This window comes from Pseudomonas oryzicola, assembly GCF_014269185.2.
GTDB lineage: Bacteria > Pseudomonadota > Gammaproteobacteria > Pseudomonadales > Pseudomonadaceae > Aquipseudomonas > Aquipseudomonas oryzicola.
The window spans coordinates 2,253,258-2,274,701 of record NZ_JABWRZ020000001.1 but is presented as its reverse complement, the minus strand read 5'-3'; the positions used below and the strand labels follow the sequence as shown (position 1 = coordinate 2,274,701).

Below are 21,444 nucleotides of genomic sequence, written 5' to 3'. Positions count from 1 at the left end.
ACACTCGCTTGTTCCAACGCCAGGCAGGCAGCGCCCGGCTCCGCCATCGATCATAGGGTGGACAGCGACGCGGGTATAGCCCGGCACCGGCCAGAAGCGAAACGGCCAAACAATAGACCTTTGGTCAATGGAACGTCACAGGCGAAAGGCTAGACTAAAGGAGTGTCTGTAAGGCAAGCGCCGGCTGGCCGAGCGCGGCCCGTAGAGATGGAGGCACAGATGAGCCTGACCGTGGCAATTCTCATGCTGGTGGGCATGTGGCTGAGCGTCGCAGCCGCCATGCTGTGGGGCGTGATGCGTATCGTGCGGCGCCATTCCCACCATCACCTGCCGCCGCAGGCCCCTGCCCGGATGCAACCTGCGCACCGGGCACGACGGCATGCCGGGGTGCACTGAGCAGCAATTTCCTCATCCCCATTCGCGGGCAAGCCCGCTCCCACAGGGGCAGCACAGGCCTTGAAAGCGGTGCTGTCCGTGTGGGAGCGGGCTTGCCCGCGAATGGGGCGCAACGCGCCCCTTGCTACATCACCCTTGCGCCGCCTCGCGCTTCAACCGCGCCCGACGGGCGAGGATGTTGAGGATCTCGATCGCCGTCGAGAACGCCATGGCCGCATACACATAACCCTTCGGTACATGGGCGCCGAAACCTTCGGCAATCAGCGTCATGCCGATCATGATCAGGAAACCAAGGGCCAGCATCACCACGGTCGGGTTGTCGTTGATGAAGTTGGCCAGCGGGTCGGCGGCCACCATCATGACGATCACCGCGGTGATCACGGCAATGATCATGATCGGCAGGTGCTCGGTCATGCCCACGGCGGTGATGATGCTGTCGACCGAGAAGACGATGTCCAGCAACAGGATCTGGAAGATCGCCGCGGCAAAGCCCAGGGTAACCGTCGAGGAAACCTTGGCTTCTTCCTTGGCACCGTGCGGGTCGACGTTTTCGTGGATTTCCTTGGTCGCCTTCCACAGCAGGAACAGGCCACCGGCGATCAGGATCACGTCCTTCCAGGAGAAGGCGTTGCCGAACACTTCGAACACCGGGTCGGTCAACTGGACGATCCAGGCTACCGTGCTGAGCAAGGCCAGGCGCATGACCAGGGCCATGCTGATACCGATACGGCGAGCCTTGGAGCGATACTCCACCGGCAGCTTGTTGGTCAGGATGGAGATGAAGATCAGGTTGTCGATGCCCAGTACAACTTCCATGGCCACCAGCGTAGCCAAGGCAACCCAGGCAGTAGGGCTAGCGACGAGTTCCAGCAAGTATTCCATTGTTCACATCCTGCAGCAGCGGTTGGGGTCAGATTTCCTGGGTGTCTTTGTGCTTGTCGGCGTTCTCGGGCGCGCGCCCGTCACTGCCGATGGCCTCGCTCAAGGCCTGCTGAGCGGCTTTGTTGGTGTCGTCGATCGCCTGCTTGGCCGACTGCGCGGCCTGGTCGAGCAACTGCTGGGCAGACTTCTCCGCCTGCTCGCAACCAGCCAGGGTGAACAGGGCCAAGGCTAGCACCAGCGGCGTACCGATGGATTTGAATTGCAGCATGGGTTCCTCGCTTGTGGGTTCCGGTGGCGCACAGGGCGCCTGATGGAAGCGCATTTTAAAGAGGTGCAATACATCAGGAAAATTCGTTTTTTCAGCGGTTATACTTCGGTTTTTACGAATCCGGAAAAACACCGATGCTCAACTACCGGCAGTTGCACTACTTCTGGGCCGTGGCCAAGACCGGCAGCATCGCCCGCGCCAGCGAACAGCTGAACCTGACGCCGCAAACCATCAGCGGGCAGATCAGCCTGTTCGAACAGACCTATGGTCTGGAACTGTTCCAGCGCGTCGGGCGCCAGCTGGAACTGACCGAAACCGGGCGCCAGACGCTGGTCTATGCCGAGCAGATGTTCCAGCTGGGTAGCGAGCTGGAGGCGATGTTGCGGGCCGGCCCGCAGGAGCAGATCCTGTTTCGCGTCGGCGTCGCGGACGTGGTGCCCAAGTCCATCGTCTACCGCCTGCTGGCGCCGACCATGGAGCTCGACGATGTGCTGCGCATCAATTGCCGCGAAGACAAGCTTGAACGGTTGCTGGCCGACCTGGCGATCCAGCGCCTGGACCTGGTCATCTCCGACAGCCCCATGCCCAGCCACCTGGATATCAAGGGCTACAGCCAGAAGCTGGGCGAGTGCGGGCTGAGCTTTTTCGCCACCCCGGCCTTGGCCCGACAGCATGCCGGGCCCTTCCCCGGCTGCTTGCAGGATGCGCCCTTGCTGATCCCCGGCCAGGAGACCGTGGTACGCAGCCGCTTGCTGCGCTGGCTGGGCGAGCAGCAGGTGCAGCCGCGGATCGTCGGCGAATTCGACGACAGTGCGCTGATGCAGGCGTTCGGGCAATCGGGCAGCGGCATCTTCGTCGCGCCCAGCGTGATCGCCGAGGAGGTGTGCCGCCAGTACGGTGTGCAACTGATCGGGCAGACCGAGGCCGTACACGAGTCGTTCTATGCCATTTCCGTGGAGCGCAAGGTCAAGCACCCGGGAATTGTGGCGATTACCGAGGGGGCGCGGCGGGAGTTGTTTCATTGGTAACCGGGGTGGGCTCTTCGCGGGCCACCCGGCGAAGAGGCCACCCCTGTTCGACAAAGGTCTATGGTAAAGTCGCGCCCTTTTCGAACATGTCGGGATACCGCTGCACATGACCCCTGTCCTCCGCTTCATCAACCGCACCAGCCTGGTGACCCAGATCGTCATCGGCCTGATCGCCGGTATTGCCCTGGCCCTGCTTGCGCCTGCCATCGCCCGTGACATGGCCTTCCTCGGCAAGGTATTCGTCAGCGCCCTCAAGGCGGTGGCTCCTGTGCTGGTATTCATCCTCGTCATGGCCTCGATCGCCAACCACCGCCACGGCCAGGAAACCCATATTCGGCCGATTCTCTGGCTGTACCTGCTGGGTACCTTCGGCGCCGCGGTAGTCGCCGTGGTCGCCAGCATGCTGTTCCCGTCGACCCTGGCACTGAGCGCCAGCGAGGCCACGCTGAGCGCCCCGGGCGGCATCGGCGAAGTGCTGCAGAACCTGCTGCTGAGCGCGGTCGACAACCCGATCAACGCCCTGCTCAATGCCAACTTCATCGGCGTGCTGACCTGGGCCATCGGCCTGGGCGTGGCCCTGCGCCACGCTGGCGAAACCACCCGCAACGTGGTCGAGGACCTGTCCACTGGCGTGACCCTGATCGTACGCGTGGTCATCCGCTTCGCCCCGCTGGGCATCTTTGGCCTGGTCAGCGCCACCCTCGCCCAGTCGGGCCTGGACGCCCTGCTCGGCTACCTGCACCTGCTGGCGGTGCTGATCGGCTGCATGCTGTTCGTGGCGCTGGTGATGAACCCGCTGATCGTGTTCTGGAAGATTCGCCGCAACCCCTTCCCGCTGACCCTGTTGTGCCTGCGCGAAAGCGGTATCACCGCGTTCTTCACGCGCAGCTCGGCAGCCAACATCCCGGTCAACCTGGCCCTGTCGGAACGCCTTGGCCTGCATGAAGACACCTATTCGGTGTCGATCCCGCTGGGCGCTACCATCAACATGGCCGGTGCTGCCATCACCATTACCGTGCTGACCCTGGCGGCGGTGCATACCCTGGGGATCGTGGTGGACATGCCGACCGCGGTGCTGCTCAGCGTGGTGGCTGCAATCTGTGCCTGCGGTGCATCGGGGGTGGCGGGCGGCTCGCTGTTGCTGATTCCGCTGGCGGCCAGCCTGTTTGGCATCCCCAGCGAGATTGCCATGCAAGTGGTGGCGGTGGGCTTCATCATCGGCGTGCTGCAGGATTCGGCCGAGACGGCACTGAACTCTTCGACCGATGTGCTGTTCACCGCGGCGGCGTGCCAGGCTGAAGAGCGGCGCAACGCTTGAGGTAACAGGGGCCGCTTTGCGGCCCCAATTGCCTTGTACGATGGCATTACCTACCCTAGTGGCCTTTCCCCAGCAATGAGACAGGGCCATGTCAGAACACCAAACCGCAGGCGAAGGCCGTTTCAACAGCATCGAGATCCGCATCCTCGGCTCGCTGATCGAAAAGCAGGCCACCAGCCCGGAAAGCTACCCGCTGACCCTCAATGCCCTGGTGCTGGCCTGCAACCAGAAAACCAGCCGCGAGCCAGTGATGAACCTGAGCCAAGGCCAGGTCGGCCAGGCCCTGCGCGCCCTCGAAGGGCAAGACATGGCCCGGCTGCAAATGGGCAGCCGCGCTGATCGCTGGGAGCATCGGCTGGACAAGGCGCTGGAACTGGTGCCAGCACAACTGGTGCTGATGGGCCTGATGTTCCTGCGCGGGCCGCAAACCCTCAACGAACTGCTGACCCGCAGCAACCGCCTGCATGATTTCGATGACATCGAACAGGTCCAGCATCAGCTTGAGCGCCTGATCGCGCGCGGCCTGGCCTTGCACCTGCCACGCCAGGCCGGCCAGCGTGAAGACCGCTATACCCACGCCTTGGGCGACCCGGCAGAAATCGAGGCGATCCTGGCTGCTCGGCAGCAGGAAGGCGCCTCACGCAGCAGTGCCGGGAGTGTGTCGGAAGAACGTGTCGAAGCCCTCGAAGCCCGCATTGCCGCGCTGGAGGCCCGCCTGGCCGCGCTGGAAGGCTGAGCCGTCACGGCTCCGGGTCGGGGAAATTGCGGCAGCTCTTGCGCTCGGCCAGCTCCCGGTCAGTGGGGCGCTGGTCGACGAACACGGTGCGGCCGTCGGCGTAGATTTCCAGGTAGCCCCAGTGCAGGTCTTGCTCTTGTTGCCCGGGCTTGGGCGGGACTAGCCACCAGGGTTCGCGGCTGATCAGGGTCATGGGTCGGGTTCCTGAAGGTGTCTGCAGTAAGCATAGACATCCTTGGTTGTTGCTTTGCTTGTGCCGGCCCTTTCGCGGCTAAAGCCGCTCCTACGGGTACTGCACAGTTTTCGAAACCTGCGTAGTACCCGTAGGAGCGGCTTTAGCCGCGAAGAGGCCGGCCCAGGCTTATGCCGGCGCCGAAGTGCGGATCAGGTGATCGAAGGCTGCCAGCGAAGCCTTGGCGCCCTCGCCCACGGCAATCACGATCTGCTTGTACGGCACCGTGGTCACATCACCGGCAGCGAACACACCCGGGATGCTGGTCTGGCCCTTGGCATCGACGATGATCTCGCCACGCGGCGACAGCTCCACGCTGCCCTTCAGCCAGTCGGTGTTCGGCAGCAGGCCGATCTGCACGAAGATACCCTCCAGCGCTACCTCGTGCTGCTGCTCCGTGGTGCGGTCCTTGTAGCGCAGGCCGGTCACTTTCTCGCCATTGCCCAACACTTCGGTGGTCAGCGCGCTGGTGATCACCTTGACGTTCGGCAGGCTGTGCAGCTTGCGTTGCAATACCGCATCGGCGCGCAACTGGCTGTCGAATTCGATCAAGGTCACCTGGGCGACGATGCCGGCCAGGTCGATGGCCGCTTCCACACCCGAGTTGCCACCCCCGATCACCGCCACGCGCTTGCCCTTGAACAGCGGGCCATCGCAATGCGGGCAGTAGGCCACGCCACGGGCGCGGTATTCCTGCTCGCCCGGCACGTTCATTTCGCGCCAGCGCGCTCCGGTGGCCAGGATCACGGTCTTGGCCTTGAGCGAGGCGCCGCCGGCCAGGCGTACTTCATGCAGGCCGCCATCGGTGGCCGGGATCAACGCTTCACCGCGCTGCAGGTTCATGATGTCGACGTCGTATTGCTTGACGTGTTCTTCCAGGGCCGTGGCCAGTCTCGGCCCTTCGGTCTCCTGCACCGAGATGAAGTTCTCGATGGCCAGGGTATCGAGTACCTGGCCGCCGAACCGCTCGGCCGCGATACCGGTGCGGATGCCCTTGCGCGCGGCATAGATGGCTGCCGAGGCGCCAGCGGGGCCACCACCGACCACCAGCACGTCGAAGGCATCCTTGGCGTTGATCTTCTCGGCCTGGCGAGCGCCTGCGCTGGTGTCGATCCTGGCGAGGATTTCTTCCAGGCCCATGCGGCCCTGGCCAAACACTTCGCCGTTCAGGTAGATGCTCGGCACCGCCATGATCTTGCGCGATTCCACTTCGGCCTGGAACAGCGCACCGTCGATCGCCACGTGGCGCACGTTGGGGTTGAGCACGGCCATCAGGTTCAGCGCCTGGACCACGTCCGGGCAGTTCTGGCACGACAGCGAGAAGTAGGTTTCGAAGGTGAACTGGCCTTGCAACGCCTGGATCTGCTCGATCACTTCGGCACTGGCCTTGGACGGGTGGCCGCCGACTTGCAGCAGGGCCAGCACCAGCGAGGTGAATTCGTGGCCCATGGGGATGCCGGCAAAGCGCAGGCTGATCTCGCCATTCGGGCGGTTGAGCGAGAATGACGGACGACGGGCGTCATCACCATCCACGCGCAGGGTAATCAGGTTCGACAGGCCGGCGATTTCCACCAGCAGGTCGTGCAATTCGCGGGACTTCGCGCCGTCGTCGAGGGAAGCAACGATCTCGATCGGCTGGGTGACCCGCTCCAGGTAGGTTTTCAGTTGCGATTTAAGCGTGGCGTCCAACATACGGGGCGATTCCTTTTTCAAAACTCGGATACAAAAACGCCCAGGCGATGGCGCCCGGGCGTTTCTACGGGGCGGTAGAGGGTTCAGCTTTGGCGGCTGCACACCGCCCACGGCTTGCTCACGGACTTAGATCTTGCCGACCAGGTCCAGCGACGGCGCCAGGGTGGCTTCGCCTTCTTTCCACTTGGCCGGGCACACTTCGCCCGGGTGGGCGGCGACGTACTGGGCAGCCTTCACCTTGCGCAGCAGTTCGGCAGCATCGCGGCCTACACCACCGTCGTTCAGTTCGACGATCTTGATCTGGCCTTCCGGGTTGATCACGAAGGTACCGCGATCGGCCAGGCCGGCTTCTTCGATCAGCACGTCGAAGTTGCGCGAGATGACGTGGGTCGGGTCACCGATCAGCGGGTACTGGATCTTGCCGATGGTTTCCGAAGTGTCGTGCCAGGCTTTGTGGGTGAAGTGGGTGTCGGTGGACACACCGTAGATCTCCACGCCCAGTTTCTGGAACTCGGCGTAGTTGTCAGCAAGGTCACCCAGTTCGGTCGGGCAGACGAAGGTGAAGTCGGCCGGGTAGAAGAACACGACAGACCACTTGCCTTTCAGGTCGGCTTCGCTGACCTGGACGAACTCGCCCTTGTGGTAGGCGGTGGCGTTGAACGGTTTGACCTGGCTGTTGATGATAGGCATGAGAGACGCTCCTTCATGGGTTGGAATCAGTTGACGGAGAGAATCCTAACCGCTGGTCGGCGATTAGGCTCATTGGCAAACCTCATGCGCGTCATTGGTTTTGGCTATAAAGCCTCGGCCTTGATAGCTGCTTTGCCTTCTAAGCCTCCCCGCGCCTGCAGGTGTGCACCCGCTGCAGCTGGCTGTCGGCCAGCTGGTAAACCAGTGAACATTGCTCATCAGGCGCGTCGCCCCACTTGACCAGCAGCGTGCCGGCATCCCTGTCGGTGCGCACATGCAGCCGGCTCCCCTGCCCGACCATGCCCAACTCAAGGGCCTGCTCACCGGCCTGCCCGGCAAAGACCAGCGCGCCGAAAGGCAGTGCGCTGCCATCCGCGAAACGAGCCCGCAGGGTGAAGTGGCGACCGCTGCGCGTCGGGTAGTGCAACAACGAGGCAGCACCAGCCCGCGGCACCACCGATTGGGCGGTCAGCTGCAATTCGGTATCGCGGGACATACCTTTGGGGTCAAGTTCGATCGTGTTGACGTGGTAAGGCAACAGCGATGGCATGACCGCGAAACCGCGCCGGTCGAGACTGACCTGCGGGTGCTGCCGCAAGCGCGCAGCATCGGCACCGGGCGCATGCACGATGGCGAAGCTCTCGCCCAACGGCGGCGCATTGATCACGCCACCGGCATGGGCGACCACAGCACCTTGCGCCCCCAGCGTCGCCTGGCGATAGCCACGCCGGCTCGACAACGACCCCTGCAGATCACCACTCGCCCCGCGGTGCTGCAGGTTGGCGTCAAAACCACTGTCGGCCCGCTCGCCGTCCTGGCGCACCAGCGCCAGCCCATGGCCCCATTGGCCGTACTCACCGGTCACGCCTCGCCAACGAACGCTGGCGCTGCCCTGACCGCGCGAATCGCTGTTCAGGACCGTACTGACCGACGAGCGACGTCGCCCGCCAAGCGGCATGCTGGCAGTGAACATGAGGGCATCGACAGCATGGCCTGTCACAGCCTGCTCGCGGCTCAGGTTGATGCCATAGCTGAGCGTCCCGATGTGGTTGTTGTAGCCGACGCTGTAGCTTTCGGTACGCCCCCTGCCGGCCCAATGCTGTCGCAGGCTGGCCCGTAAAGTGAAGCGAGCGCCCCGATCTCCCACCGGTTGATCCACACCCAGGCCGGCCTGCCAACGCAGCGGGTCGATCCGCGCACCACCCACGGCACGGGCATAGTCGTTGAAGCTGTAATAGCCTGGTCCCTCGCTACGGATCAACGTCGCGCTCAAGTCGGTGCCGGTAGTACTCAAGCGCTGACGCCAGCCCAACCGCCAGGCCTGGCCACGAACCTGCCGATTCCGGGCAGGCTCGGCACTGGCGTGAAACCCCGTCAGGCCCAGGGCGCCCAGCCCGGTGTTCATGGCGACACCCATGGCACTGGCCAGGTAATCCTCAGCCAACCAGATACCGCCGTGCACGCTCAGGTGGTTGTCCAGGCCTTGCTGCCAACTGCCTTGCACGAAGCCCGGGCCCGAGCGCCCGTATGCTTGACGCCAGACGCCACTGGCCAGTTCGAAACGCCTTGCACCGGGGCGCAGAGCCAGTGGCGCGGCAGCATAGGGCTGAATGAAGGTGCGTACACTGCCATCCGCCTCGCGCAGCGTCACCTCCAGGTCATCATGCAGGTCGCTGGCGTGCAGGTTATCGATCTCGAACGGGCCCGGCGCGACGGTGGATTCATGGATCAGCACACCACGCTGGCGAATGCTCACCAATGCGACGCTGTTGGCGACGCCTTTCACCACTGGGGCAAAGCCGCGTTGCTGCTCCGGCAGCATGCGCTGGTCGCTGCCCAGCAGTATGCCGCGCATGGCGCTGCCCTCGAACACTTCCGACCGGCTATAGCTATCGCCGATGGTCAATTGCGCAGCCCAGCCGGGAATATCCCGCTGCACCGATGTTGCAGTGGCTTGATAACGCGAAGCGATACCTGAGGAAGCCTGCCAGCTGCCTTCGTGGCGCCAGTACCAGCGGCCGCTGTTGAACCCGGAACGTACCCCCAGATAGGCCTGGCGCGTGGCATTGCCCTGTTCAAGGTCATGCTGCTCATACAGGTTCAGGCGGTAGTCGAAAAAGCCGGCAGTGATGCCGCTGTCCCAGTTTTCCGCCGGCAGGTATCCGCCGGGCAAGCGCTGCAAGGCTTGCTGCGGGATGCTCAGGTCCAGCCTCAAGTTGGCGAAATCCAGCGTTTCACGGGACTCCGCAACGATGCTGCTCAGCCCTGCGCAGGCTTCATCCTGGGCGAGCAGGTCGGTGCTCTCACGGCCAAGGCGGCGCAGGTCCACGCCCAGCTTCTGCAGCAAGGTTTCGCTGTAGCAAGGTATCGCCTGACCACTTGGCCCCTGCGCCCGCAAAAGCACATGATGGCGCCCCAGCCACTGCTGATTCAGCATCACGTCGAGAGAGTACCTGCCCTCGGGCACTATCGTGTCTTGTTCGTAGCGGCGCAGGTCGGCTGAGGTTCCCTGGCGGAGCAGGCCGGCATCGAACTCGATGGCGTTTGCCGGGGATGCGAGCAAGCCCAGCAACACACCCGCGGTTGAACGGCAACGAAGGTTGAATGGCAATGGCTGACGCATCGTACACTGCGCCTCAGTTTGCCAGGTGCACGGTCACCGCTTGCGGCGCGTCACGCACCGCCCCGTAGTCATCGATGAAGGCATAGTGCAGTCGAGCAGTTGGCTGGCCCGCCAGGCGCTCGACGCTGAAGCGGGTACTGGCGAACGGCAGCACGTGGTTGGGGCCAAGTTCCAGTGGGGGCTGGCGGTCATGCTCCACGGTCACCCTGGCCAGGTTGACCACATAAGGGCTGGCATTGCTGGCCGTCAGCACCCATTGCTGGCCTTCACGCAGCAACTGCCAGGTAACCCGGCGGTGGGCGTCAACGGCCTTCCCCGGCAGCCCTGCCGGCCGATACAGCAATTTGATGCGTGAACGCAGCGCCACCTGCAGCGCATTGCCCCAACCCTTGGGGGGTACTTCAAGCACATTGAGCCAATACAGGCTTTCGCGGTCGGCGGGCATTGCATCACCGCCATGAAACAGCCTCAGGCTCTGCCCTTTGCCAGCATCGAGGCGAAACATGGCGGGCATCACGTTGAACGGCACCTGCAGGTCCTGCACCTGGCTCTGGGGCCGACCATCATCGACCCAGGCCTGAACGAGCGAGGGTGTACTGCCGACATTGCTCAGTTTGACCGTGACTTCGGACTGATCGGCAGGAAACACAACCCGCGTGTTGGCGATGACCACATTGGCGGCAAGCGGCGGTGATGCCAGGCAGACGACCAGCAGCAGGCCGCGCCGCAAGGCGTTGGAGAAGAAACGCATGATGTAGGTGCTCAGGAACGTTGAAAAAGGCAGCCCTGGAGCGGGCCGCCTTCAGAGAGATGTCATGGATAGTCCAGCGAGTACTGCACGCGGGTTGCCACCAGGCCAGGCGTAGTGCCACCGGTGGAGTAGTAGCGTGCGGTGTAACGCAATGTCGCATTGCCGCTGACGATCGGTACCACCTGCGAGTTCTGCGAGCCCTTTGGCGCCGCCAGGTTCATCGGTGCCTGCTTATCGTTGAGCAGTTCCACCTGGACGTTCTCGCTACCGCCTGCATCCACGATGAGGCGCCCTTCCGGACTGATGGTCGGGCCAGTTTCGAAATAGGTCGACACCTGGGTAACACCTGGCGAGCAGTTGGTGAGGTTCAGCTGGAAGGGCGTGTTTCCGGCAGTCTGACCGGGGCTGGCAAGCAGTGCCGCGTTCACCGGTGGCAACGAGACCGGCAGGTTGCCGCTACCCCCATTGATTTGACAGGTTGGCGCCTCTATCAGGCCGTCCAGGCTGATCTGGCCATAATCGGCGTGTGCTGCCGGCGCCAGGAAGAACAGCATGCAGCAGCCCGCAAGCAACGACTTCGAGTTCATAGTCACCCTCTTTACTCATGGAAATAACCAGGCATTGGCTGCCGGGCCCCGGCCGCTGGATGCGGCGCGGTGCAGTATCAGTAAGGTGACGCGGGAAAACTGTAGGCTGACTCAACAGTCGAGCTGTTGAAATTTACCCTACCGAGGTAGGAAGCATGACCTCCTGTATACGAGGCCATGCTTTCCGCCGGGTTGCCATCAGCGTGTGATGGTACGCAGGGTAACGAACTCTTCGGCCGCAGTCGGGTGAACGCCGATGGTCTCATCGAACTGCTGTTTGGTGGCGCCTGCCTTGAGTGCGATACCCAAGCCCTGGATGATCTCGCCGGCATCCGGGCCGACCATGTGGCAGCCCAGCACCTTGTCGGTCTCGGCATCGACCACCAGCTTCATCAGGGTCTTTTCCTGGATGTCGGTGAGGGTCAGCTTCATGGCACGGAAGCGGCTTTCGAAGATCTGCACCTTGTGCCCGGCTTCCAGGGCCTGCTCTTCGGTCAGGCCCACGGTGCCGATCGGTGGCTGGCTGAACACTGCGGTGGGGATGTTGCGGTAGTCTACCGGGCGGTACTGCTCGGGTTTGAACAGGCGCCGCGCCACGGCCATGCCTTCGGCCAGGGCCACCGGGGTGAGCTGCACGCGGCCGATCACGTCACCGATGGCCAGGATCGACGGTGCGGTCGTCTGGTACTGATCGTCGACCCGGATGAAACCGCGCTCGTCCAGTTCCACGCCAGTGTTCTCCAGGCCCAGGTTGTCAAGCATCGGGCGGCGGCCGGTGGCGTAGAACACGCAATCGGCAAGCAACTCGCGGCCGTCGTTGAGGGTGGCCTTGAGGCTGCCATCTTCGAGCTTGTCGATGCGCTGGATGTCGGCATTGAACTGCAGGTCCAGGCCGCGCTTTTCCAGCTCTTCCTTGAGGTGGGTGCGCACCGAGCCGTCAAAGCCACGCAGGAACAGATCGCCGCGATACAGCAAGGTGGTGCTGGCGCCCAGGCCGTGGAAAATGCCGGCGAACTCGACCGCGATGTAACCGCCGCCGACCACCAGCACCCGGCGCGGCAGCTGCTTGAGGTAGAACGCTTCGTTGGAGGTGATGGCCAGCTCCTTGCCCGGGATGTCCGGCACCTGTGGCCAGCCACCGGTGGCGATGAGAATATGCCTGGCGCTGTAGCGCTGGCCTTCCACTTCCACTTCATTGGCACCGGTCAACCGCGCATGGCCCTGCAGCAGGGTGACCCCGCTGTTGAGCAGCAGGTTGCGGTAGATGCCATTGAGGCGTTCGATTTCCCGGTTCTTGTTGGCGATCAGCGTTCCCCAGTCGAAGTGCCCTTCCTCCAGGGTCCAGCCAAAACCTGCGGCCTGCTCCAGTTCGTCGGCAACGTGCGCGCCGTATACCAGCAGCTTTTTCGGCACGCAGCCGACGTTTACGCAGGTACCGCCCAGGTAGCGGCTCTCGGCCACTGCCACTTTCGCCCCGAAGCCGGCGGCAAACCGCGCCGCGCGCACACCGCCGGACCCGGCGCCAATCACGAACAGATCAAAATCGTAGGCCATGTATTCAGTCTCCTAGGCAGGCGCCCAGCATAACGCCGTTGGCTGCCGCAAACAAAAAAGCCACCCCGAGGGGTGGCTTTCCGGCCAGCAGGGCTTATCAGTAAGCCTTGCCAGTCTTGTAGTAGTTCTCGAAGCAGAAGTTGGTCGCATCGATGTAGCCTTCGGCACCACCGCAGTCGAAACGCTTGCCCTTGAACTTGTAGGCAATCACGCAGCCATTCTGCGCCTGATGCATCAGCGCGTCGGTGATCTGGATCTCGCCACCTTTGCCCGGCTCGGTGTTGGCGATGATGTCGAAGATATCCGGGGTCAGGATGTAGCGACCGATGATCGCCAGGTTGGACGGAGCATCTTCCGGCTTTGGCTTCTCGACCATGTTGGTGACGCGGAAGATGTCGTCACGGATCATGTCGCCGGCGATCACGCCGTACTTGTTGGTTTCCTGCGGGTCGACTTCCTGGATGGCGACGATCGAGCAGCGGAACTGGTTGTACAGCTTGACCATCTGGGTCAGCACGCCGTCACCGTCCGGGTTGACGCACAGGTCGTCCGCCAGCACCACGGCGAACGGCTCGTCGCCGATCAGCGGGCGGCCGGTGAGGATGGCGTGGCCCAGGCCTTTCATTTCGGTCTGGCGGGTGTAGGAGAACGAGCACTCGTCGAGCAGGCGACGGATACCGACCAGGTATTTTTCCTTGTCGGTGCCCTTGATCTGGTTTTCCAGCTCGTAGCTGATGTCGAAGTGGTCTTCCAGGGCACGCTTGCCGCGCCCGGTGACGATGGAGATCTCGTTCAGACCGGCATCCAGTGCCTCTTCAACGCCATACTGGATCAGTGGCTTGTTGACCACCGGCAGCATTTCCTTGGGCATGGCTTTGGTAGCGGGCAGGAAGCGGGTGCCGTAACCGGCTGCCGGGAACAAGCATTTTTTGATCATATACGTCCTTACAAAAGGCTAGGCCTGTGGAATTCGGCGCAGTCTAATCAGGCGGCAGTCACCTTACAATGCCCTGCCGCTGGCCGACCGTTGGGAAGATAGAGATAACCCAGTGTAGATAGTTCCAAGGGAACGTAAATATTGCTGTCAGGGATGGCCAGGGTGGCGTTCGCCTGCACCGGCCTCTTCACGGGTAAACCCGCTGCCACAGGGCATTGCAGCCGCAGCTCCCCGCGAAGAACCCGGTACAGGCCATCAGCTGCCGGTGCCCTGCCCGATCAGCACTCCGTCCACCTTCTGCCCATACAGGTTCACCCCGTCATTGGCGTGGAACTTCAGCCGTGTCTTCTCGATGGAGCCTTCCACCAGACGTGGGTCCTGCGGCCGTTCATGGCGGTTGATCCAGGCCGCCACGTCCCAGGCCTGCTGGTCACTGAGGCTGCCCGGCTTGCCCAGCGGCATGTTGTACTTGATGAACGACGCTGCCGTGTTGATGCGGTGCATCCCGGCCCCCCAGTTGTACGAGTCCTTGCCCCACAGCGGCGGCATCACGTACTCACCGGCCACTTGCTGCCCTTCGCCGTTGTCGCCATGGCAGATCGCACACTGCTCGCGGTACACCTGCTGGCCACGTTTGAAGTCGTAGCCGCCCTTGGGCTGCGCCACCTCCGGGTAACCGCGCCCGGCAATCTCCACGCCCGTCGGCGCCTTGGTCGACAACCAGTAAGAGTACACGGCCAACGCCGTCATCTGCGGGCTGTCGGCAGCCGGCGGCTTGCCGTTCATGCTGAACTGGAAACACCCCTGGATACGCTCGGCGTAGGTGTTGACCTTGTCGTTTTTCTTGCGGTAAGCGGGGTACATCGGGTATGCCCCCCACATCGGCGCGGAATGCGCCAGCCGGCCCTGGTCAAGGTGGCAGTTGCTGCAGTTCATGCCGTTGCCCACGGCCTCAGGCATCAGCCGACGGGTGTCGACGAACAATGCATGCCCCTCACGCACCATCTTGCCGAAGGCATTGTCGGGCAAGTCGCTTTCGGCTGGCGGCACGAACTGCGGCGCTGCCTGCACCCCGGGCACTTTCAACTGAGACTGGTCTTCCATGGCGATCTGGGCGGCCTGGGTACTGCCCATGGCCAGCAGCAGCAGGGCTGGAATCATTGGTTTCATGGCATGACCTCCTGGCCGGCGGGGCGGGCGAAGAATGCGGCAACGGCCTTGATCTCGTCATCGGTCATGGCCTTGGCCACGCCGACCATCAGCTGGTTGGGGTCATTGCTGCGGTTGCCGTCACGCCAGGCATTGAGTTGCGCCACAAGGTAACTGGCGGGCTGGCCGGCCAAAGGCGGGAAATGCTCGCCAACCCCGCCACCGCCCGGGCCATGGCATTGCACGCAGCCAGGAATCTGCCGGCTCCAGTCGCCGTACAGGGCCATGCGGGTAGTGGGGTCAGCGGCAATCTGCTGCCGACGCAGCTCGCCTGCAGGGCCTGCCGGCAGGCTGGCCAGGTAGCTGCTGACCGCTTTGATCTCATCCTCGGTCAGGGCCTTGGCAAGCGGCTCCATCACCGGCTGCTTGCGCCTGCCGTTGCGCCAGTCATCCAATTGCTTGCTGAGATAAGCGGCAGGTAACCCGGCCAGGCGCGGGAAGCCGGCTGCAGCAATACCCTTGCCGTCCGGGCCATGGCAACCCAGGCAAGCCATGGCGGCGGGGTTGGCCCCGCCCTGGGTGAAGACTTTCTGGCCATCGGCGGCATGCGCCGTGGGCCAGGCCAGGATCAGCAGGCTGCCGATCAAGGCGCGACTCAGCGGTATCATCACGAATCTCCTTTTCTCTTGTTATAAGCTTAGGCTTAAAACATATAAGCAAAAGGAGCGTGATCAGTTGCCCTGGGTCAACTACCGGAGATGCATTGGGTGGCTGCGGTGCGCACGTCGCCCAGGCGCAGCGGGAAGTTGTTCAGCCGCTCGTGCAACTTGATGCTGCTGCCGCTGCCGCGCTTGTCGATGTCCACCAGCGCCGCCGGGCCCGCGCCCGAGCTGAGCTTCTGCGGCACGATCAGGCGCAGGCCATCGCCACGCTGTTCTTCCTGCAGCGGGTCACGCGTATCGGCCAGCTTGTGCTTGACGCAATCGGCATAGGCGCGGGGAGACTTGCCAGAAATAACGTCCAGCGTTTCATGCGATTGTTCCAGCTCCGCGACACTCACGCAGCCACCCAGCGTCACCGACAACGCCGCCACCATCCACTTCATTTGCTGCACCTCTGCCATCAAGAATCCGCTTCGACCACGACCAGGCGTTTTTGCTCCCTGCTTTGGCAGATTTATCTGCGCCTGGCCGAACTGCGCGGCAGTGTAACCCGACATCGTGGTATCGTTTGCCTTTGCAGAACCAATCCTTGCGGAGCATCACATGAAATTCGTACACCAGCGCGAGCACCTGAACGAGGACGACATCGTCGTCATCGAGTGCTCCCAGCGCTGCAACATCCGCCTGATGAACGACGCCAACTTCCGCAGCTTCAAGAATGGCGGCCGTCACACCTACCACGGCGGCCATTTCGACAAGTTCCCGGCGAAGATCACCGTGCCCAGCACCGGCTTCTGGAACATCACCATCGATACCGTGACCACGCGCCCGATCTCGGTGACCCGCAAGCCAACCTTGACCCACAAGATCAAGATCGTCCGTCGTTCGTCGTCGAAACTCAGGTAAGGCCACCATGACCCAGACCATCAAGTACGTCATCAAATACAAACTCGACGGCCAGCGTCGCTGGGACTTCGCGCAGATGCCCGACGCCTCCCTCGAGCAGGCCCTGGAAGCCCTGCGCAAGATCCACGGCGAAGACGCCGAGAAGATCAGCGACATCCAGGTCAGCAAAGCCTTGTAAGCCCCTCACCCGCGCCGCGCCGCTCACCCGCGCAAGGAGAACCGCATGAGCCACTGGCCCGACCACCGTATCCTCGACCTGCTGGGCATCGAACTGCCCATTCTCCAGGCACCGATGGCCGGGGCCAGCGGCGCGCCCATGGCCATTGCCGTGGGCCTGGCGGGCGGGCTGGGGGCCCTGCCCTGCGCCATGCTCACGGCTGACCAGGTGCGCGCCGAGATCGCCGCCTTCCGTGCCGGTTGCCCGGGCCGCCCGCTGAACCTGAACTTTTTCTGCCACCAGCCGCCAGCGCCCGATGGCGAACGCGATGCACGCTGGAAGCAGGCACTCGAGCCGTATTACCGGGAAGTGGGTGCGGATTTCACCGCCCCCACCCCCGTGTCCAACCGTGCGCCTTTCGACGAACAGAGCTGCCAACTGGTCGAGCAATTGCGCCCGGAGGTGGTGAGCTTCCACTTCGGCCTGCCCCAGCCCGACCTGCTGCAACGGGTAAAGGCCAGCGGTGCCAAGGTGCTATCCAGCGCCACCACCGTGGAAGAAGCGGCATGGCTGGAGCACCATGGCTGTGACGCAATCATCGCCATGGGCTATGAAGCGGGCGGCCATCGCGGCATGTTCCTCAGCGAGGATATCACCAGCCAGATCGGTACCTTCGCCCTGGTGCCACAGGTGGCCGATGCGGTCAGCGTACCGGTAATTGCCGCTGGCGGCATCGGAGACCATCGCGGCCTGGTCGCAGCACTGGCCTTGGGTGCCTCGGCGGTACAGATCGGAACGGCTTACCTGTTCTGCCCCGAGGCCAAGGTCTCGCCGGCGCATCGCCAGGCACTCGACAGCGCGCCCGCCAGCGACACAGCATTGACCAACCTGTTCACCGGCCGCCCGGCGCGTGGCATCAACAACCGCCTCATGCGCGAGCTGGGGCCGATGAGCGAGCTGGCACCACGCTTCCCGCTGGCCGGTGGCGCACTGATGCCGTTGCGTGCGATCACCGACCCGCTGGGCAACAGCGATTTCAGCAATCTGTGGTCGGGGCAGGCGTTGCGCCTGGGCCGGCACCGGCCAGCGGGCGAGTTGACCCGCGAAATCGCCGAGAAAGCGCTGGCCGTGGTCGGGCGAGCGACATTTTCATAAGCAGGCTCGGCCTCTTCCAGGCCCACGGCCTATCGCTATATAGTTAAGGATATAACGATAAGCCCAAGGAGCTGCGTCCATGCGTACCCGCCTTCCCCGCCCGGCCGCCATCACCCTGGGTAGCCTGCTCGTCCTCAACACCGCCTGGGCCACCGAAGTCCAGGTCGCGGTCGCAGCGAACTTCACCGCCCCCATGCAGGCCATCGCCCGCGACTTCCAGAACGACACCGGGCACAAGCTGATCGCCGCCTATGGTGCCACCGGGCAGTTCTACGCACAGATCAGGAATGGCGCCCCGTTCGAAGTGTTCCTCGCCGCCGACGACAGCACCCCGGCCAAGCTCGAGCAGGAAAAGGCCATCGTTCCAGGCTCGCGTTTCACCTACGCCATTGGCACCCTGGCCCTGTGGTCGGCCAAGCCTGGTTACGTCGACAGCCAAGGCCAGGTGCTGCAGGACAACGCCTACCAGCACCTGGCCATCGCCAACCCGAAAACCGCACCGTACGGCCTGGCCGCCGTCCAGGTACTGGACAAGCTGAAGCTCACCGAGGCCACCCGGCCCAAGCTGGTAGAGGGGCAGAACATCACCCAGGCGTTCCAGTTCGTCTCCACCGGCAACGCCGAGCTGGGCTTCGTCGCCCTGTCGCAAATCTACAAGGATGGCAAGGTCGAAAGCGGTTCGGCCTGGGTAGTGCCATCATCCCTGCACGCGCCGATTCGCCAGGACGCAGTGGTGCTGGAAAAAGGCAGGGACAACCCCGCCGCCAAGGCGCTGGTCGAGTACCTGAAAGGCCCGAAAGCCGCGGTAATCATCAAAGCCTACGGTTATGAAATCTGATGCCGCTGGACGCCAGTGACCTGGGGGCTATCTGGTTGACCGTGAAACTGGCCAGCCTGACCACCCTGATCCTTTTAATCGTCGGCACGCCGATCGCGTGGTGGCTGGCGCGCACAGGTTCGTGGCTGCGCGGTCCGGTGGGCGCGCTGGTGGCCTTGCCGCTGGTGCTGCCGCCCACGGTGATCGGCTTTTACCTGCTGATCGCCCTCGGCCCGCAGGGTTGGCTGGGCCAGGCGACCCAGGCGCTGGGTCTGGGCAGTGTGGTGTTCAGCTTCAGCGGCCTGGTGATCGGCTCAGTGATCTACTCCATGCCGTTCGTGGTCCAGCCGTTGCAGAATGCCTTCGCCGCCATCGGCCAGCGCCCGCTGGAAGTGGCCGCCACGCTGCGCGCCAGCCCCTGGGATAGCTTCGTCCACGTGGTGCTGCCGCTGGCCCGCCCAGGCTTCATCACTGCCAGCATCCTCGGCTTCGCCCATACCGTGGGCGAGTTCGGTGTAGTGTTGATGATCGGCGGCAATATCCCGGACAAGACCCGGGTGGTCTCGGTGCAGATCTTCGACCACGTCGAGGCCATGGCCTATTCGCAAGCGCACTGGCTGGCTGGTGCCATGCTGCTGTTCTCTTTCCTGGTGCTGCTGATGCTGTACACCGGACGGCGCGGCAAAGCTGGCTGGAGCTGACATGAGCACATCGATTGTGGCGCGCCTGAAACTGGCTCGTGACGACTTTACCCTGGATGTCGACCTGCAGCTGCCCGGGCGCGGCGTCAGCGCATTGTTTGGCCATTCGGGCTCCGGCAAGACCAGTTGCCTGCGTTGCCTCGCCGGCCTGGAACGGGCTGCCAGTGCCTATATCGAGGTCAACGGCGAGGTCTGGGAAGACAGCGCGCGCGGCTACTTCCGACCACCGCACCTGCGCCCGGTAGGCTATGTGTTCCAGGAGGCCAGCCTGTTCGCGCACCTGACGGTGCGCGGCAACCTGGAATTCGGCTGGCGCCGGGTAGCCCCAGCCGAGCGCAAGGTCAACCTTGACCAGGCTTGCCAATTGCTGGGCATCGGCCATTTGCTGGCACGCCGGCCTGCGACCTTGTCCGGTGGCGAGGCGCAGCGGGTGGGTATCGCCCGCGCACTGCTCAGCAGCCCGCGCCTGCTGTTGATGGACGAGCCGCTGGCGGCCCTCGACGGGCCACGCAAGCGCGAGATCCTGCCTTACCTGGAACGCCTGCACGACGAGCTGGACATCCCTCTGGTGTACGTAAGCCATGCCCAGGACGAAGTGGCACGGCTGGCTGACCACCTGGTGTTGCTGGAGCAAGGCCAGGCGGTGGCCAGCGGCCCGGTCGGCGAAACCCTGGCCCGCCTCGACCTGTCGCTGGCCCAGGGCGAAGATGCCGGCGTGGTGTTCGCCGGCCTGGTGGTGGGCCACGATCCACACTACGACCTGCTCACCCTGCGCCTGCCCGGCAACAATGGGCCGCTGCTGCGCATCGCCCACCCGGCCCAGGTGATGGGCAGCACCTTGCGGGTCAAGGTGCAGGCGCGTGACATCAGCCTTGCGCTGACCGCCGATGGCACCTCGAGCATCCTCAATCGCCTGCCGGTGCGCGTGCGCCAAAGCCGGCCAGCGGCCAACCCGGCCCATGTGCTGGTCAGCCTGGATGCCGACGGCAATGCCCTGCTGGCGCGTATCACCCGCTTCTCGGCAGACCAGCTCGGCCTGCACCCGGGCCAGCTGCTGTTTGCCCAGATCAAGTCGGTGGCCTTGCTGGGCTGAGCATCCACCGCGTGGCCGCTGTCCATTGATCAGTCAACCTGATCGAGGCCTGCCGCCGATGCCCGACTGCCCGCTCCCCGCAACGCTGCATTACGTCGATGACAGCCAGCCTGGCCTGACCCGTCGACGCTGGCGAGACCGCTTCATCTACCTGGACGCCGAAGGCCAGCGGGTACGTGACCCGGACACCTTGGCACGTATCGCCGCACTGGTGATCCCCCCGGCCTATACCGACGTGTGGATATGCGCCGACCCACAGGGCCACTTGCAAGCGACGGGGCGCGATGCCCGTGGCCGCAAGCAATACCGCTACCACGCCCAATGGCGGGAAATGCGCGACCAACACAAATATGGGCGCATGCTGGCCTTCGCCCACGCGTTGCCGAAGCTGCGCAAACAACTGGAGGCGCATCTGGCCCGCCCGGGCCTGGATCGGGAAAAGGTCATGGCCCTGGTGGTCAGCCTGCTGGACCACACGCTGATCCGCATCGGCAACCAGCGCTACCTGCGCGACAACAAGTCCTACGGCCTCACCACCCTGCGCAACCGCCACGTGCAAGTCAAAGGCAGCACTATCCGCTTCCAGTTCCGTGGCAAGCGTGGCGTCGAGCACAACGTCACCCTTAACGACCGACGCTTGGCCAGCCTGCTCAAGCGCTGCATGGAACTGCCCGGCCAGGCGCTATTCCAGTACCTGGATGAAGATGGCCAACGCCATAACGTCGGCTCCAGCGAGGTCAACCAGTTTCTGCAGCAGTTGACCGGCGCCGATTTCACCGCCAAGGACTACCGCACCTGGGCCGGCAGCCGCCTGGCCCTGGACTTGCTGCGGCCGCTGGCCTGGGAGCCCGAGAGCGAAGCCCGGCGCCAGGTCAGCGCCATCGTCCGCCAGGTGGCCACGCGCCTGGGCAATACCCCGGCCGTGTGCAGGCGCTGCTATATCCACCCGGCAGTACTGGAACACTTTGCCTCGGGGCGCCTGGCCAACTTGCCGAAAAGCCGCGTGCGCAAAGGCCTGGACCGTGAAGAAGTGGCTTTGTTGCTATTTCTTCAGGCGCTTGAGGAACAGCCGGACCATAAACCGGGTCTATTCAGCCCATGATGCGAAGA

24 protein-coding genes are annotated in these 21,444 nt (G+C 63.7%); 11 read left to right on the top strand and 13 right to left on the bottom strand.

Annotation, left to right across the window (positions count from 1 at the left end; genetic code table 11):
• The first annotated feature begins 219 nt into the window (after positions 1–219).
• Positions 220–396, top strand: a complete 177-nt coding sequence (locus tag HU760_RS10305) for a hypothetical protein (RefSeq protein WP_186674501.1) — start codon at positions 220–222, stop codon at positions 394–396.
• A gap of 129 nt (positions 397–525) precedes the next feature.
• Here the strand turns inward: HU760_RS10305 and HU760_RS10300 are convergent, their stop codons facing one another.
• Both HU760_RS10300 and HU760_RS10295 read right to left on the bottom strand, forming a co-directional pair.
• A complete protein-coding gene (locus HU760_RS10300) occupies positions 526–1,278 on the bottom strand; it encodes a TerC family protein (RefSeq protein ID WP_186674503.1) in 753 nt (250 codons plus the stop codon).
• Between the two features lie 28 nt (positions 1,279–1,306).
• Entirely contained in the window at positions 1,307–1,546 is a 240-nt protein-coding gene (locus HU760_RS10295) for a hypothetical protein (RefSeq protein WP_186674505.1), read from the bottom strand.
• Between the two features lie 134 nt (positions 1,547–1,680).
• On the opposite strand from HU760_RS10295, the gene nhaR reads away from it, so the two are divergent.
• The 3 genes from nhaR to HU760_RS10280 all read left to right on the top strand — a co-directional run bounded on the left by nhaR (position 1,681) and on the right by HU760_RS10280 (position 4,628).
• Complete coding sequence (nhaR, locus tag HU760_RS10290; protein WP_186674506.1) at positions 1,681–2,574, top strand: transcriptional activator NhaR; 894 nt, start codon at positions 1,681–1,683, stop codon at positions 2,572–2,574.
• 106 nt (positions 2,575–2,680) lie between these two features.
• Positions 2,681–3,892: a serine/threonine transporter SstT gene (gene sstT / locus HU760_RS10285; RefSeq protein WP_186674508.1), complete on the top strand. Its 1,212-nt coding sequence runs from the start codon at positions 2,681–2,683 to the stop codon at positions 3,890–3,892.
• An 88-nt stretch (positions 3,893–3,980) separates the two neighbouring features.
• Entirely contained in the window at positions 3,981–4,628 is a 648-nt protein-coding gene (locus tag HU760_RS10280) for a YceH family protein (protein WP_186674510.1), read from the top strand.
• Between the two features lie 4 nt (positions 4,629–4,632).
• On the opposite strand, the gene HU760_RS10275 is transcribed toward HU760_RS10280, so the two are convergent.
• The 11 genes from HU760_RS10275 to HU760_RS10225 form a co-directional block, all read right to left on the bottom strand.
• Positions 4,633–4,821, bottom strand: coding sequence for a hypothetical protein (locus HU760_RS10275; protein ID WP_170030426.1), 189 nt, complete (start codon positions 4,819–4,821; stop codon positions 4,633–4,635).
• 168 nt (positions 4,822–4,989) lie between these two features.
• The gene (gene ahpF, locus HU760_RS10270) at positions 4,990–6,552 is read right to left on the bottom strand and encodes an alkyl hydroperoxide reductase subunit F (protein ID WP_186674512.1); all 1,563 of its coding nucleotides are present in this window, start codon (positions 6,550–6,552) and stop codon (positions 4,990–4,992) included.
• Positions 6,553–6,678: 126 nt separating this feature from the next.
• Positions 6,679–7,242: an alkyl hydroperoxide reductase subunit C gene (ahpC, locus tag HU760_RS10265; protein ID WP_054884952.1), complete on the bottom strand. Its 564-nt coding sequence runs from the start codon at positions 7,240–7,242 to the stop codon at positions 6,679–6,681.
• A gap of 139 nt (positions 7,243–7,381) precedes the next feature.
• The gene (locus tag HU760_RS10260; protein WP_186674514.1) at positions 7,382–9,865 is read right to left on the bottom strand and encodes a fimbria/pilus outer membrane usher protein; all 2,484 of its coding nucleotides are present in this window, start codon (positions 9,863–9,865) and stop codon (positions 7,382–7,384) included.
• A 13-nt stretch (positions 9,866–9,878) separates the two neighbouring features.
• Positions 9,879–10,616, bottom strand: a complete 738-nt coding sequence (locus HU760_RS10255; RefSeq protein ID WP_186674516.1) for a fimbrial biogenesis chaperone — start codon at positions 10,614–10,616, stop codon at positions 9,879–9,881.
• A gap of 62 nt (positions 10,617–10,678) precedes the next feature.
• The gene (locus tag HU760_RS10250; RefSeq protein WP_186674518.1) at positions 10,679–11,203 is read right to left on the bottom strand and encodes a fimbrial protein; all 525 of its coding nucleotides are present in this window, start codon (positions 11,201–11,203) and stop codon (positions 10,679–10,681) included.
• A gap of 198 nt (positions 11,204–11,401) precedes the next feature.
• Positions 11,402–12,757: a glutathione-disulfide reductase gene (gorA, locus tag HU760_RS10245; protein ID WP_186674520.1), complete on the bottom strand. Its 1,356-nt coding sequence runs from the start codon at positions 12,755–12,757 to the stop codon at positions 11,402–11,404.
• A 97-nt stretch (positions 12,758–12,854) separates the two neighbouring features.
• The gene (gene galU / locus HU760_RS10240) at positions 12,855–13,694 is read right to left on the bottom strand and encodes a UTP--glucose-1-phosphate uridylyltransferase GalU (RefSeq protein ID WP_186674522.1); all 840 of its coding nucleotides are present in this window, start codon (positions 13,692–13,694) and stop codon (positions 12,855–12,857) included.
• A gap of 255 nt (positions 13,695–13,949) precedes the next feature.
• A complete protein-coding gene (locus HU760_RS10235) occupies positions 13,950–14,864 on the bottom strand; it encodes a c-type cytochrome (protein WP_186674523.1) in 915 nt (304 codons plus the stop codon).
• Positions 14,861–15,511, bottom strand: a complete 651-nt coding sequence (locus HU760_RS10230; RefSeq protein ID WP_186674524.1) for a c-type cytochrome — start codon at positions 15,509–15,511, stop codon at positions 14,861–14,863. The genes HU760_RS10235 and HU760_RS10230 overlap by 4 nt, the downstream gene beginning before the upstream one ends.
• A 77-nt stretch (positions 15,512–15,588) precedes the next feature.
• Positions 15,589–15,948: a hypothetical protein gene (locus HU760_RS10225; RefSeq protein WP_186674525.1), complete on the bottom strand. Its 360-nt coding sequence runs from the start codon at positions 15,946–15,948 to the stop codon at positions 15,589–15,591.
• A gap of 160 nt (positions 15,949–16,108) precedes the next feature.
• On the opposite strand from HU760_RS10225, the gene HU760_RS10220 reads away from it, so the two are divergent.
• From HU760_RS10220 to HU760_RS10190, 7 genes are all read left to right on the top strand, one after another.
• Entirely contained in the window at positions 16,109–16,411 is a 303-nt protein-coding gene (locus HU760_RS10220; protein WP_004375922.1) for a DUF1883 domain-containing protein, read from the top strand.
• A gap of 7 nt (positions 16,412–16,418) precedes the next feature.
• On the top strand, positions 16,419–16,589 hold the full coding sequence (locus HU760_RS10215) for a hypothetical protein (protein ID WP_170030435.1): 171 nt from the start codon (positions 16,419–16,421) through the stop codon (positions 16,587–16,589).
• 45 nt (positions 16,590–16,634) lie between these two features.
• Positions 16,635–17,723 carry an NAD(P)H-dependent flavin oxidoreductase gene (locus HU760_RS10210; protein WP_186674526.1) on the top strand — a complete coding sequence of 363 codons (1,089 nt, stop codon included), beginning with the start codon at positions 16,635–16,637 and terminating at the stop codon, positions 17,721–17,723.
• Positions 17,724–17,802: 79 nt separating this feature from the next.
• Entirely contained in the window at positions 17,803–18,561 is a 759-nt protein-coding gene (modA, locus tag HU760_RS10205) for a molybdate ABC transporter substrate-binding protein (RefSeq protein WP_186674527.1), read from the top strand.
• Positions 18,561–19,241, top strand: coding sequence for a molybdate ABC transporter permease subunit (modB, locus tag HU760_RS10200; protein ID WP_186674532.1), 681 nt, complete (start codon positions 18,561–18,563; stop codon positions 19,239–19,241). The genes modA and modB overlap by 1 nt, the downstream gene beginning before the upstream one ends.
• Position 19,242: 1 nt before the next feature.
• Complete coding sequence (gene modC, locus HU760_RS10195; RefSeq protein WP_186674535.1) at positions 19,243–20,334, top strand: molybdenum ABC transporter ATP-binding protein; 1,092 nt, start codon at positions 19,243–19,245, stop codon at positions 20,332–20,334.
• Positions 20,335–20,392: 58 nt separating this feature from the next.
• Positions 20,393–21,436, top strand: coding sequence for a DNA topoisomerase IB (locus HU760_RS10190; RefSeq protein ID WP_186674537.1), 1,044 nt, complete (start codon positions 20,393–20,395; stop codon positions 21,434–21,436).
• The last annotated feature ends 8 nt before the right edge of the window (positions 21,437–21,444 follow it).

Bases quoted from the DNA above. Each gene is read 5' to 3' on its own strand.
- HU760_RS10305 (WP_186674501.1), top strand. From the start codon at position 220: ATGAGCCTGACCGTGGCAATTCTCATGCTGGTGGGCATGTGGCTGAGC.
- HU760_RS10300 (WP_186674503.1), bottom strand. From the start codon at position 1,278: ATGGAATACTTGCTGGAACTCGTCGCTAGCCCTACTGCCTGGGTTGCC.
- HU760_RS10295 (WP_186674505.1), bottom strand. From the start codon at position 1,546: ATGCTGCAATTCAAATCCATCGGTACGCCGCTGGTGCTAGCCTTGGCC.
- nhaR (WP_186674506.1), top strand. From the start codon at position 1,681: ATGCTCAACTACCGGCAGTTGCACTACTTCTGGGCCGTGGCCAAGACC.
- sstT (WP_186674508.1), top strand. From the start codon at position 2,681: ATGACCCCTGTCCTCCGCTTCATCAACCGCACCAGCCTGGTGACCCAG.
- HU760_RS10280 (WP_186674510.1), top strand. From the start codon at position 3,981: ATGTCAGAACACCAAACCGCAGGCGAAGGCCGTTTCAACAGCATCGAG.
- HU760_RS10275 (WP_170030426.1), bottom strand. From the start codon at position 4,821: ATGACCCTGATCAGCCGCGAACCCTGGTGGCTAGTCCCGCCCAAGCCC.
- ahpF (WP_186674512.1), bottom strand. From the start codon at position 6,552: ATGTTGGACGCCACGCTTAAATCGCAACTGAAAACCTACCTGGAGCGG.
- ahpC (WP_054884952.1), bottom strand. From the start codon at position 7,242: ATGCCTATCATCAACAGCCAGGTCAAACCGTTCAACGCCACCGCCTAC.
- HU760_RS10260 (WP_186674514.1), bottom strand. From the start codon at position 9,865: ATGCGTCAGCCATTGCCATTCAACCTTCGTTGCCGTTCAACCGCGGGT.
- HU760_RS10255 (WP_186674516.1), bottom strand. From the start codon at position 10,616: ATGCGTTTCTTCTCCAACGCCTTGCGGCGCGGCCTGCTGCTGGTCGTC.
- HU760_RS10250 (WP_186674518.1), bottom strand. From the start codon at position 11,203: ATGAACTCGAAGTCGTTGCTTGCGGGCTGCTGCATGCTGTTCTTCCTG.
- gorA (WP_186674520.1), bottom strand. From the start codon at position 12,757: ATGGCCTACGATTTTGATCTGTTCGTGATTGGCGCCGGGTCCGGCGGT.
- galU (WP_186674522.1), bottom strand. From the start codon at position 13,694: ATGATCAAAAAATGCTTGTTCCCGGCAGCCGGTTACGGCACCCGCTTC.
- HU760_RS10235 (WP_186674523.1), bottom strand. From the start codon at position 14,864: ATGAAACCAATGATTCCAGCCCTGCTGCTGCTGGCCATGGGCAGTACC.
- HU760_RS10230 (WP_186674524.1), bottom strand. From the start codon at position 15,511: ATGATACCGCTGAGTCGCGCCTTGATCGGCAGCCTGCTGATCCTGGCC.
- HU760_RS10225 (WP_186674525.1), bottom strand. From the start codon at position 15,948: ATGAAGTGGATGGTGGCGGCGTTGTCGGTGACGCTGGGTGGCTGCGTG.
- HU760_RS10220 (WP_004375922.1), top strand. From the start codon at position 16,109: ATGAAATTCGTACACCAGCGCGAGCACCTGAACGAGGACGACATCGTC.
- HU760_RS10215 (WP_170030435.1), top strand. From the start codon at position 16,419: ATGACCCAGACCATCAAGTACGTCATCAAATACAAACTCGACGGCCAG.
- HU760_RS10210 (WP_186674526.1), top strand. From the start codon at position 16,635: ATGAGCCACTGGCCCGACCACCGTATCCTCGACCTGCTGGGCATCGAA.
- modA (WP_186674527.1), top strand. From the start codon at position 17,803: ATGCGTACCCGCCTTCCCCGCCCGGCCGCCATCACCCTGGGTAGCCTG.
- modB (WP_186674532.1), top strand. From the start codon at position 18,561: ATGCCGCTGGACGCCAGTGACCTGGGGGCTATCTGGTTGACCGTGAAA.
- modC (WP_186674535.1), top strand. From the start codon at position 19,243: ATGAGCACATCGATTGTGGCGCGCCTGAAACTGGCTCGTGACGACTTT.
- HU760_RS10190 (WP_186674537.1), top strand. From the start codon at position 20,393: ATGCCCGACTGCCCGCTCCCCGCAACGCTGCATTACGTCGATGACAGC.